This is a genomic window from Streptomyces griseiscabiei (assembly GCF_020010925.1).
Classification (GTDB): Bacteria; Actinomycetota; Actinomycetes; order Streptomycetales; family Streptomycetaceae; genus Streptomyces; species Streptomyces griseiscabiei.
Genome location: NZ_JAGJBZ010000002.1, coordinates 3,733,873 through 3,747,326 on the forward strand (window position 1 = coordinate 3,733,873; position 13,454 = coordinate 3,747,326).

The following is a 13,454-nucleotide window of genomic DNA, read 5'->3' on the forward strand; positions in this document are numbered from 1 at the left end:
CCATGGGCGGAGGGCGGCATGGCCGCCGGGCTCGGCGAGACCGACCGCCGCCGGTTCGCCCGTGCGGGCATCCGCGCGCTCACCCCCGGCCAGGGCCTGCGACTCCTCGACGCCGCGCTGGCCTCCGGCGACGCCTGCTCGGTGCCGCTCGCCCTCGACACCGCCGCGCTACGGGCCGCCGGCACCGGCGTACCGCCGTTGCTGCGCGGGCTCGCCCCGGCGCGCATCCGCGAAGCGGCGGGCCCCGGCCCGAGCACGTCCGGCGAAGCGCCGGGCGCCCGGCTCGTGGCCCGGCTCACCGAACTCGACGCCGCCGCCCGGGAGAAGCAGCTGCTCGCCCTGGTGCGGACCGAGGCCGCCGCCGTCCTGAACTACGACCGCGCGGAGACGGTCGACGCGCGCCGGAGCTTCAAGGAACTCGGCGCCGACTCCCTCAGCGCCGTGGAACTGCGCAACCGGCTGGGCAGGGCGACGGGACTACGGCTGTCCGCGACCGTCGTCTTCGACCATCCGACCCCCACCGCACTGGCCGGACGGCTCCGGGCCGAACTCTTCCCCGCCGCGGGCCCGGAGGTCACGGGGAGCGGGGAGAACCGGGCACACGACACCGTCCCCGACGGACCGGACCCTGCGGCCGACGCGGAGGAACTGGCCGCCGAGGAACAACTGATCGACGCCATGGATGTGGCGGATCTGGTCCGGATGGCCCGCGAAGGCATCGAGTCCTGAACAGCACTGGGAGAAGAAAGCTCATGACCCGAACGCCGTCGTCCTCGTCACCTTCTTCGTCCTCCTCCGACACGAACGTCGTGGAGGCCCTCAGGGACGCCCTCAAGGAAACCGCCCGGCTGCGCCGCGAGAACCGGCAACTCCAGGCTGGTGTGGGGGAGCCGGTGGCGGTGGTGGGGATGGCGTGTCGGTTGCCGGGTGGGGTGGTGTCGCCTGCGGGGTTGTGGGAGCTGGTCGAGTCGGGTCGGGATGGTGTGTCGGGGTTTCCGGTGGACCGGGGTTGGGATGTGGAGGGGTTGTTCGATCCGGATCCGGATCGGCCGGGGACGTCGTACACGCGGCATGGCGGGTTCTTACATGATGCGGCGGAGTTCGATGCGGAGTTCTTCGGGATCTCGCCCCGCGAGGCCCTGGCCATGGACCCGCAGCAGCGGTTGTTGCTGGAGGCGTCGTGGGAGGCGGTGGAGTCGGCGGGTGTCGATCCGCAGACGCTGCGCGGCAGCCGCACCGGCGTCTTCGCCGGAATCATGTACCACGACTACGGACCCGCACTGCACATCCCCGCCGGAGGCGTGGACGGCCAGCGGTTGACCGGTGGTGCCGGCAGCGTGTTGTCGGGTCGGGTGGCTTTTTCGTTGGGGCTTGAGGGTCCTGCGGTGACGGTGGATACGGCGTGTTCGTCGTCGTTGGTGGCGGTGCATCTTGGGGTGTCGGCGTTGCGGGCGGGGGAGTGTTCGCTGGCGTTGGCGGGTGGGGTGACGGTGATGTCGTCGCCGGGGACGTTTGTGGAGTTTTCGCGGCAGCGGGGTTTGTCGGTGGATGGGCGGTGCCGGTCCTTCGCGGCGTCGGCTGGGGGTACGGGTTGGGCCGAGGGTGTGGGGCTGCTGGTTCTGGAGCGGCTGTCGGATGCGCGGCGCAATGGTCACCGTGTGTTGGCAGTGGTGCGGGGCAGTGCTGTCAATCAGGACGGTGCGAGCAATGGGTTGACGGCGCCGAGTGGTCGGGCGCAGGAGCGGGTGATCCGGGCGGCGTTGGCGTCGGCGGGTGTGACGGCTGCTGACGTGGATGTGGTGGAGGCGCATGGCACGGGCACGCGGTTGGGTGATCCGATCGAGGCGCAGGCGTTGCTGGCGACCTATGGGCGGGAGCGGTCGGCCGAACGGCCTTTGTGGCTGGGGTCGTTGAAGTCGAACATCGGGCATGCGCAGGCGGCTGCCGGGGTGGCCGGTGTGATCAAGATGGTGATGGCGCTTCAACAGCGCGCGTTGCCGCGGACGTTGCATGTGGATGAGCCGACGCCGCTCGTGGACTGGGCTTCGGGCGGGGTCGAGTTGCTGACCGCGCAGCGGGAGTGGGAGGCGGTCGAAGGGCGTCCGCGCCGGGCGGGGATCTCCTCGTTCGGGATCAGTGGCACCAACGCCCACCTCATCCTGGAGGAAGCACCACCCGCCCCCGAGCCGGACGCGCCACCCGCCCCCGAACCGCAAGCGCTCCCCGTTCCCGACACCTCCCCGGTCCCGCTGGTGCTCTCCGCCCGTACCCCGGACGCGCTGCGCGACCAGGCGCGTCGCCTGCTGCCCCTGCTCCGGGACACCGCCGGGCCCGCCGCCCGCGACCTCGCCTTCTCCTTGCTGACGTCCCGTTCGCTGTTCGACCACCGTGCCGTGGTCGGCGGGGACCGGCGTACCTGGGAGGAAGGACTCGCGGCACTGGTCGACGGCGCGCCCGGCGCGGATGTGGCGCACGGCGAGGCCTCCGCCACCGGACCGGTCGTCTTCGTCTTCCCCGGCCAGGGCTCGCAGTGGGCCGGTATGGCGGGGGAGTTGCTGGCGGAGTCGCCGGTGTTCGCGGCTCGGATGGAGGAGTGCGAGCGGGCTCTGGCGCCGTTCGTGGACTGGTCGTTGCTGGACGCCGTGCGCTCGGGGCGGGCGTGGGACCGGGTCGATGTGGTCCAGCCCGCCCTCTTCGCGGTGATGGTGTCGCTGGCGGAGGTGTGGCGGTCGTTCGGTGTGGTGCCGGACGCGGTCGTGGGCCACAGCCAGGGCGAGATCGCCGCCGCCGTCGTGGCGGGCGCGCTGTCCCTGGAGGACGGGGCCGAGGTCGTGGCCCTGCGCAGCCAGGCGCTGGGTGTGCTGGCCGGACGCGGTGGCATGGTCTCCGTGGCCCTCGGGCACGACCGCCTGGCCGACTTGCTCGCCGACCGCCCCGGCCTGTCGCTCGCCGCCGTCAACGCCCCCTCCGCCGGGGTGGTGTCCGGCGACCCCGACGCCCTGGCCGCGTTGCTCGCGCACTGCGAGACCAAGGGCGTACGGGCCCGGCGCATCGACGTCGACTACGCCTCGCACTCCGCCCACGTGGAGGAGATACGCGAGACGCTCCTGGACGCCCTGGCCGGACTGCGGCCGTCGGCCGCCCATGTGCCGTTGTACTCCACCGTCGAGGGCGGCTGGCTGGACACCGCTCGGATGGACGCCGACTACTGGTACCGCAACCTGCGGGCCACCGTCGGCTTCGCACCCGCCGTCCGCACCCTCGCCGAGTCCGGGTACACGGGGTTCATCGAGGTCAGCCCGCACCCCGTGCTCACCATGGGCATCGAGGAGACCGTCCACGAGGCGGGCTGCGAGGCCGTCGTGCTCGGTACGCTCCGGCGCGACGAGGGCGGGCTGCGGCGCCTGCACCACGCGCTCGGCGAAGCCTTCGTACGAGGGCTCCCCGTCGACTGGAAGCCGGCCCTCGCCGGCACCGGTGCCCGCCTCGTGGACCTGCCCACGTATCCGTTCCAGCGCCGCCGCTACTGGCTGGAGACCCCGCGGGCGTCGGACCCGGCCGCCCCGGCCGACGACGGACTGTGGCGGGAGATCGAGGCCCAGGACTCCGCGGCCCTCGCCGACACCCTGGGGGTCGACCCCGGGGCGGTGGGCGAGGTGCTGCCCGCCCTGTCCGCGTGGCGTTCCGAACGGATACGGGGGCGGCGTGCCGACAGCTGGCGTCACCGGGTGGGGTGGCGCCCGCTGACGCTCGCGCCGAGGGCGTCGCTGTCCGGGCGGTGGCTCGTCGTGCTTCCGGCGGACGACAGCGGCGGCGGCGCCGACGTACTGGCCGCGCTGACGGCGGCCGGGGCCGAACCGGTCCCCGTCGTCGTCTCCGCCCCCGACCAGGACCGGGAATTCCTCGCGGCCTCCTTGCGTGCCGCGTCGGGCGCGGAGCCCGTGGCCGGTGTGTTCTCGTTGCTGGCCGAGGAGACACGCCCGCACCCGGCCCATCCCGACGTACCCGCCGGGCTGTCCCTGACCCTCGCCCTCGTCCAGGCGCTCGGCGACACCGGCACGGACGCCCCGCTGTGGTGCGCCACCCGGGCCCTGGCGGCCGTGGGCGGCGGCGAGCGGCCGGGAGCGAGTGCGCAGGCCGCGGTCGCAGGACTGGGCCGGACGGTCGCCCTGGAACGGCCCGGCCACTGGGGCGGCCTCGTCGACCTGCCCGCCGTGCTGGACGAGCGGGCCGCGGACCGGCTGGGCGCGGTCCTCGCCGGCGTCACCGACGAGGACCAGGTCGCCGTGCGCTCCTCCGGCGTCTACGGGCGCCGCCTGCTCCCGGTCGGTCCCGGCCGTCCGGCGGAGGCCCGCCCCAGCCCGAGCGGCACCGTCCTCATCACCGGCGGCACCGGCGGGATCGGGGCCCAGGTCGCCCGCGAACTCGCCGAGCGGGGAGCCGCCCATCTGCTGCTGCTCAGCCGCCGCGGACCCGACGCCCCCGGCGCGGACGAACTCCGCACCGAACTGACCGCGCTCGGCGCGCGGGTGACCGTCGCCGCCTGTGACGTCGCCGATCGCGCGCAGCTGACGGCGGTCGTCGCCGCCATCCCCGAGGAGGAGCCGCTCACCACGGTCGTGCACGCGGCCGGGGTCCTCGACGACGGCACCCTCGACGCCCTCGACCCGGCCCGTCTCGCCACCCTGATGCGCGTCAAGGTCACCGCCGCCCGCACCCTGCACGAGGTCACCGACGGCATCGGCCTCGCCGACTTCGTCGTGTTCTCCTCCTTCATGGGCGTCCTCGGCAGCGCCGGCCAGGGCAACTACGCCGCCGCCAACGCCGCGCTCGACGCCCTGGTCGCCGAACGCCGGGCCGCCGGACTGCCCGGCACCTCCCTCGCCTGGGGCGCCTGGGCCGGCGGCGGCATGGTCGACGACCGGATCGCGGACCGCCTCCGCCGCCTCGGCATCACCCCCATGGAGCCCCGGGCGGCCGTCCGGGCCATGACCGCCGCCCTCGCGGACCACGACGAACTCTGCGTCGTCGCCGACGTGGACTGGCAGCGTTTCCGCGAGGCCGTCGGGCTGCGCGCCACGGCGCTGCTGAGCGGCCTGCCCGGAGCCGCCGACGCTCGGACCGGGGCACCGGCAGGACCCGCCGGGCAGGAAGGGCAGGACGGGCAGGTGCGCGGGCAGCTCGCCGCGCTCCCCGCCGCCGAACGGTCCCGCCACATCACCGACCTCGTGCGCACCCACGCCGCGACGGTGCTGCGCCACGGCGCGGCCACCGACATCGCCCCCGGCCGGGCCTTCGCCGAACTCGGCTTCGACTCCCTCACCGCCGTGGAACTGCGCAACCGGCTCGGCGCGGCCACCGGACTGCGGCTGCCCACCACCCTGCTCTTCGACCACCCCACACCCCGGGCGCTCGCCGCCCGCCTCCTCGCCGAACTCGCCCCGTCGGACCCCCCGACCGAGGAGACCGGCGCGACCCTCCCCGGGGGGACGACCGCCGTCGACGACGACCCGATCGCGATCATCGGCATCGGCTGCCGCTTCCCCGGCGCCGTCCACGGTCCGGACGCCTTCTGGCAGTTGCTCACCGAGGGACGGGACGTCATCGCCGACTGGCCGCCGGACCGGGGCTGGGACACCGACCGGCTCTACGACCCCGACCCGGACCGGCCCGGCACCACCTACAGCCGGCGCGGCGGATTCCTCCACGACGCCGGAGGCTTCGACGCGGCCTTCTTCGGGATATCGCCCCGCGAGGCCCTGGCCATGGACCCGCAGCAGAGGCTGCTCCTGGAGACCTGCTGGGAGACCGTCGAACACGCCGGTATCGACCCCACCGCACTGCGCGGCCTGCCGGTCGGCGTGTTCGTCGGCACCAACGGCCAGGACTACCCCGGCGTCCTCGACGGCGCGCCCGGCGTGTCCGAGGGCCACGTCATGACGGGCAACACCGCCAGCGTGATGTCGGGCCGGATCTCGTACGAACTGGGCCTCGACGGGCCCGCGCTCACCGTGGACACCGCGTGCTCCTCCTCGCTGGTGACCCTGCACCTGGCGGCCCAGGCCCTGCGCCGGGGCGAGTGCGCGCAGGCCCTCGCCGGGGGTGTCACCCTCATGACCACGCCCAAGCTGTTCGTCGAGTTCAGCCGCCAGCGCGGACTGGCCCCGGACGGCCGCTGCAAGGCGTTCGCGGCCGGCGCCGACGGCACGGGCTGGGCCGAGGGCGTCGGCATGCTCCTCCTCGAACGCCTCTCGGACGCCCGCCGCGCAGGACACCGGGTGCTCGCGGTGCTCAGCGGCACCGCCGTCAACCAGGACGGCGCCAGCAACGGCCTGACCGCGCCCAGCGGGCCGGCCCAGCAGCGCGTCATCCGGGCCGCGCTCACCGACGCCCGGCTCACGGCCGCGGAGATCGACGCCGTGGAGGCGCACGGCACCGGCACCCGGCTCGGCGACCCCATCGAGGCCCAGGCGCTCCAGGCCGTGTACGGCGCCGGACGGACCACCGACGAGCCGCTGTGGCTGGGGTCGGTCAAGTCCAACATCGGCCACACCCAGGCCGCCGCCGGCGTCGCCGGCGTCATCAAGATGGTGCTCGCCATCGGCCACGGCGAACTGCCCCGGACCCTGCACGCCGACGAACCCAGCACCCACATCAACTGGGACACGGCGGGCCTGCGGCTCCTCGGCGAGCCCACCCCGTGGCCCCGGACCGGACGCCCGCGCCGCGCCGGCGTCTCCTCGTTCGGCATCAGCGGCACCAACGCACACGTGATCGTGGAACAGGCACCCGACGCGGACGACGCGGACGACGCGGAGGGCACGGGCGAGGCGGACGGCACGGCCGGAGCGACCGCGACCGGCGGCGCGGAGGAGACGCGACCGTCCCCGGCCCGGACGCTGCCGCTGCTCCTGTCCGCCCGGACGCCCGCCGCGCTGCGCGCCCAGGCCGCCCGACTGCTCGCCCACCTCGACACGAGCCCCGGCACCCCGCTGCCCGACGTGGCCCTGGCCCTCGTCCGCGGCCGGGCCGCGCTGGAGCACCGGGCCGCCGTGCCCGGGGACGACGAGACGACCGCGCGCCGGGCGCTGGGCGCCCTGGCCGCCGGGACGTCCGACCCGGATCTGGTCACCGGCCTGGCGGCACCCGGGCGTACGGTGCTGCTCTTCCCCGGTCAGGGAAGTCAACGGGCCGCCGCCGGAGCCGCGCTGTACCGCGACGAGCCGGTGTTCGCCGACGCGCTGGACGACGTACTCGCCCACTTCGCGCCCCACCTCGACCTGTCGCTGCGGGACATCCTGTTCGCCGCCGAGGACGACGAGCGGGCCCCGCTGCTGCACCGCACCCGGTACACCCAGCCCGCGCTGTTCGCGCTGGAGGTGGCCCTGTTCCGGCTGCTGGACCACTGGGGAGTCGTCCCGGACCTGCTCATCGGCCACTCGGTCGGCGAGCTGGCCGCCGCGCACGTCGCCGGGGTGCTGGACCTGCCCGACGCCTGCGCCCTGGTCGCCGCCCGCGGCCGTCTCATGGACGAACTGCCCGGCGGCGGCGCCATGGTGGCGGTCGAGGCCGGTGAGGACGAAGTGCTCCGGGTGCTCGGCGAACTCGGCCTTCCCGGAGAGACCGCCGACGCCACGGTCGGTGTCGCGGCCGTCAACGGACCGGCGGCCACCGTGCTCAGTGGTGACGAGGACGCCGTTCTGCGCGCGGCCGAGGAGTTCCGCCGCCGAGGGCGCCGGACCCGGCGGCTCACCGTGAGCCACGCGTTCCACTCCGCCCGGATGGACGGCATGCTCGACGCCTTCCGCGAGGTGGCCGAGGGCCTGTCGTACGCCGAGCCCCGCATCCCCGTGATCTCCAACCTCACTGGTGAGCCCGCCTCCACCACCGAGTTGTGCTCCCCGGAGTACTGGGTGCGGCACGTGCGCGGCGCGGTGCGGTTCATGGACGGCGTACGGCGGCTGGCCGACGACGGGGCGACGACGTTCCTGGAGGCCGGGCCGGGCGGTGTGCTCTCCGCCCTGGTGCCGGCCTGTCTGCCGGAGGACGGGCCCGGCGTCGCGGCGGTCCCGCTGCTGCCCAAGGGACAGCCGGAGGGGGCCTCGGTCCTCGCGGCCCTCACCCGCCTGCACGTCCGCGCGGTCGCCGTCGACTGGACCGCCGGGCACAGGGACACCACCGCCCCGCAGGTCGACCTGCCCACCTACCCCTTCCAGCACGAACGGTTCTGGCCGCGCCCGGCCGCGGCGAAGGACGCGGACCGCGCCATCACGGACCCGGACCCTCTCTGGGACCTGGTCGGTACGGCCGACGCACCGTCGGTCGCCTCGCTGCTGGGACTCGACGAACGGGCGCCGCTCGGTGACGTACTGCCCGCGCTGTCCGCCTGGCGTGCGCGCCGGGACCAGGAGTCTGCCGCCGCCCGGCACCACCACCGCGTCGAATGGCAGCCGCTGGCCCTGCCCGCCCGCATCCGGTTGTCCGGCTCGTGGCTCCTCGCGGTGCCGGACGACCCCGCGGTCACGGAGACGGCGGCGGCCGTGGAACGAGCCCTCGCGGAGCACGGCGCCGAGACGACCGTCGTCCGGATCGCCGCCGGCGCCGGACGCACGGAACTGGCCGAACGGCTCCCCGCCGGGGCCACCGGCGTGCTCTCCCTGCTTGCCCTGACCGACCTCCCGCACCCCGACCACGCGCCGCTCGGGGCGGGGCTCGGGGCGGGGCTCGCCCTCACCCTGACCCTGCTCCAGGCCCTCGGCGACACCGGCAGCCGCGCCCGGCTGTGGTGCGTCACGTCCGGCGCGGTCGGCGCGGGCCGGGACACACCGCCGTCGCCCGCCCAGGCCCGTTTGTGGGGATTCGGCAGGGTCGCCGCCCTGGAACACCCCGACCGCTGGGGCGGCTTGGTCGACCTCCCCGAACGGCTCGACCCCGCCGCACTTCGCGGTCTGTGCGCGTGCCTGGAGGGCCCGGACGGCGTCGACGCCGAGCACGGCGACGGCACGACGGACGGACTCGCCGGTGAGGACCAGATCGCGATCCGCCCGTCCGGCCTGCTCGGCCGGCGGCTGGTAGGCGCTCCGCAGGGCCTTCCGCAGGGCCTTCCGGCCTCCGGCGGCCGGGTCGTGCCCGGCGACGTGCCGGCCCCCACCGGCTGGCGCCCCCGGGGAACCGTGCTGGTCACCGGCGGCACGGGCGGTATCGGTCGGCACGTCGCCCGCTGGCTGGCCCGGGAAGGGGCCGGGCACCTCGTGCTGGCGGGCCGGCGGGGCGCCGCCGCCCCCGGCGCGGCGGCGCTCGTCGCCGAGCTGGAGCAGGCGGGCGCCCGGGTCACCGTGGCCGCCTGCGACCTCGCCGACCGGACCGCGACGGCCGCGCTCGTCGAGCGGCTCCGGGCGGCCGGGGACACACCGCGCGCGGTCTTCCACGCCGCCGGCACCGTCTCCGACACCCGCACCGAGCAGTGCACACCCGCGCAGCTCCACGCCGAGCTGGCCGCCAAGGCGGACGGAGCCGACCACCTCGACGCACTCCTCGCCGACGAACCGCTCGACGCCTTCGTGCTGTTCTCCTCCATCGCTGGCATCTGGGGCAGCGGCGGCCAGGCCGCGTACGCCGCCGCCAACGCGCACCTGGACGCCCTCGCCGCCCGGCGCAGGGCCCAGGGGCGCACCGCGCTCTCCGTCGCGTGGGGCCCCTGGGAGGGCACCGGCATGGCCGACGGCGACGCGGGCGCCGGGCTGCGCCGGCACGGCCTCGTCGGCCTGCGACCCGAAACGGCGCTGACCGCACTCCGCCAGGCCCTGGACACGGGACGCACCGAGGTCGTCGTCGCGGATGTGGACTGGCGGCGGTTCGTCCCCGTCTTCACCTCAGGACGCCCCAGCAGGCTCCTGGGCACACTCACCGAGACCGCCGCTGCCCCCGGACCCTTCGAGGGCCGGCCGTCGGCCGGCACCGAGGCCCCGGAGGACCACGCCGGCCGGTGGCGCGACCGGCTGACGGCCCTCCCCGACGCGGAGGGCGACCGGCTCCTCGTCGAACTGATCACCACCGAGGCGGCCGCCATCCTCGGCCACGGGTCGGCCGGGCGGGTCGACCCCGAACGCCCGCTGCGCGACATCGGCTTCGACTCCATCACGGCCGTCGAACTCCGCAACCGGCTCGTCGCCGCCACCGGCTTCCGCCTGCCGGTCACCGGCCTCTTCGACCACCCCACGGCGACCGGCCTCGCCCGGCACATCCGCGAGGGCCTCACGGGGGCCGCACGGCCCGCCGCCGACCCGGACACCACCGCACCCCCGGCCCCGCACACCACCGATCCCGCCGACGACCCGCTCGCCGTGGTCGCGATGGCCTGCCGCTTCCCCGCGGGCGTGCGTGCCCCGGACGACCTGTGGCGGCTGGTGGCCGACGAGGTGGACGCCATCGGCGCCTTCCCCACCGACCGGGGCTGGGACCTGGACTCCCTGTACGACCCCGACCAGGACCGGCCGGGCACCTTCTACAGCTCAGGCGGCGGGTTCCTCGACGGGGCGGGCGACTTCGACGCCGCCTTCTTCGGGATCTCGCCCCGTGAGGCGCTGGCCATGGACCCGCAGCAGCGGCTCCTCCTGGAGACGTCCTGGGAGGTCCTCGAACGCGCCGGGATCGACCCGCTGTCGGTCCGTGGCAGCCGCGGTGGCGTCTTCGTCGGAGTGGCCTCCCAGGGCTACGGCACCGGACCGGGTACGTCGGCCGACGGCGTCGAAGGGCATCTGCTGAGCGGCAACGTCACCAGCGTGGCGTCCGGGCGGATCGCCTACACGCTCGGCATCGAGGGCCCGGCCGTCACCCTCGACACGGCCTGCTCCTCCTCACTGGTCGCCCTGCACCTCGCCGGTCAGGCGCTGCGCGCCGGTGACTGCTCCTTCGCGCTCGTCGGCGGCGCCGCCGTGATGGCCGCCCCGGACGTGTTCGTGGAGTTCGGCAAGCAGGGCGGTCTCTCGCCCGACGGCCACTGCCGCTCGTTCGCCGACGGCGCCGACGGCACCGGCTGGGGCGAGGGCGCCGGCATGATCCTCGTCGAGCGGCTGTCCGACGCCCGGCGCCTCGGCCACCCCGTGCTCGCCCTGGTCCGGGGGACGGCGGTCAACCAGGACGGCGCCAGCAACGGCCTCACCGCCCCGAGCGGCCTCGCCCAGCAGCGGGTGATCCGCGAGGCGCTCGGCCACGCCCGCCTGACCACGGCCGACGTCGACATGGTCGAGGCGCACGGCACCGGCACCGTCCTCGGCGACCCGGTCGAGGCACAGGCACTGCTGGCCACCTACGGCCAGGGCCGCCCGGCGGACCGGCCGCTCTGGCTGGGCTCGCTGAAGTCCAACCTCGGCCACACCCAGGCCGCGGCGGGCGTCGCGGGACTGATGAAGACCGTCCTGGCCATGGGGCACGCGACGCTGCCCAGGACCCTGCACGCCGACGACCCCACCTCCCGGGTCGACTGGTCCGGCGGCGCCGTCCGGCTCCTCGACCGGGCCCGCCCCTGGCCGGCCCCCGGCCGCCCCCGGCGCGCCGGAGTCTCGGCGTTCGGCATGAGCGGCACCAACGCCCATGTGGTCCTGGAGGAGGCGCCCCCGGAGCCGGCCGTCCCGGAGCCGCCGACCGCCGCTCAGGACACCGGCGCCCGGCCCGGCGCCCCCGCGTCGCCCGCGCTGCCCTGGCTCCTGTCCGCCCGCTCGCAGCCGGCCCTGCGCGAACAGGCCGCGCGGCTGCACGCCCACCTCAGCGACCGACCCGAACTGCGGCCGGCCGACGTCGCCCACGCGTTGGCGACCACCAGGTCCGCCCTCCCGCACCGGGCCGTCGTCGTCGGCAGCGACCGCGGTCAACTGCTGGACGCGCTGGCCGCCCTCGCGGACCGGTCGGCCGCGTCCGGGGCCGTCGAGGGACAGGCCCGCGGCGGCGGCCGTACCGTCTTCGTCTTTCCCGGCCAGGGGTCGCAGTGGGCGGGGATGGGGGCGGATCTGCTGGATGCGGCGCCGGTCTTCGCGGAGCGGGTGGCGCAGTGCGAGCGGGCGCTGTCGCCGTACGTGGACTGGTCGTTGACCGGTGTGCTGCGGGGTGAGCCCGGTGCGCCGTCGTTGGAGCGGGTGGATGTGGTGCAGCCCGTGTTGTGGGCGGTGATGGTGTCGTTGGCCGCGCTGTGGCGGTCGTACGGTGTGGAGCCGTCGGCGGTGGTCGGGCACAGCCAGGGGGAGATCGCGGCCGCCGTGGTGGCCGGGGCGTTGTCCCTGGAGGACGGGGCCAAGGTCGTCGCCCTGCGCAGCCGGGCCCTCGTGGCGCTGGCCGGGGCCGGTGGCATGGTGTCCCTCGCCGTCTCCGAGGACCGGGCCCGCGCTCTCCTGGCATCCCACGGCGACCACGTCTGCGTGGCCGCCGTCAACGGCCCCGACGCGGTGGTGGTGGCCGGCCGGCCGGACGCGCTCACGGACCTCCTCGCGGCCTGCGAGAGGGACGGCGTACGGGCCCGGCGCATCCCCGTCGACTACGCGGCCCACTCGGCCCAGGTGTCCCGGGTCCGCGACGACCTGCTCGCCGCACTGGCCGACGTGACGCCCCGCACGGGCGGGACACCGCTGTACTCCACGGTCACCGGCGAACCCCTCGACGGATCGCTGCTGACGGCGGACTACTGGTACCGGAACCTGCGCGAGCCCGTGCAGTTCGCGCGGGCCACCGCACGGCTGCTGGACGCCGGATTCGACCTCTTCGTCGAGGCGAGCCCGCACCCCGTGCTCACCGCCGGAGTCGAGGGAACCGCCGAAGGGGCGGGCCGGACCGTCACCACCGTCGGGACGCTGCGGCGCGAAGACGGCGACCGGGCGCGGTTCCTCGCCTCGCTCGCCGAGGCCTGGACCACCGGAGCCGAGGTGGCCTGGCCGGACGTCGTGGCCCACGCCGCGCCCGGCGCCCGACCCGTCCCCCTGCCCACCTACGCCTTCCAGCGGACCCGGTTCTGGCTGCCCACCCCGGGCCGCACCGCCCCGGTGGCCGGCGCGGCGGCCGACGCCGCGCAGGACCGCTTCTGGGCGGCCGTGGACAGCGGCGACCCGGCCGGGCTGGCCGCCGCCCTCGGCGCGGACGCCGACGCCACGCCGGAGGGCTTCGCCCCGGCGCTGCGCGAGGTGCTGCCGGTGCTGTCCGGCTGGCGACGCGCCCGGCTCGACCGGGACGCCGTACGGTCCCTCGGTTATCGGGTCCGCTGGCAGGCGGTGGCCGACCCGCCCGCCGCGCCGCTCGACGGCGACTGGCTTCTCGTCGTACCGAAGCAGCACACCGACGACCCGCTCGTCGGCGCGTGCCAGGACGCGCTGCGGCTCGGCGGCGCGCGGGCCCGTACCGTCACCGTCGACGCGGGCGACGCGGCCCGGACCGCGCAGGACGTCGCCGACGCCGTCGCGGACGCCGCCCGG

1 protein-coding gene (running past one end of the window) is annotated in these 13,454 nt (G+C 75.8%); it reads left to right on the plus strand.

Features of this window, described 5'->3' with window-relative positions; all coding sequences use genetic code 11:
• The first annotated feature begins 2 nt into the window (after positions 1-2).
• On the plus strand, positions 3-13,454 hold the 5' portion of the coding sequence (locus J8M51_RS33285) for a type I polyketide synthase (RefSeq protein WP_455568216.1). Its footprint extends 1,710 nt past the window's final position; 13,452 of the gene's 15,162 nt are visible here — the first part of the coding sequence; it begins with the start codon at positions 3-5; its stop codon lies beyond the right edge, outside the window.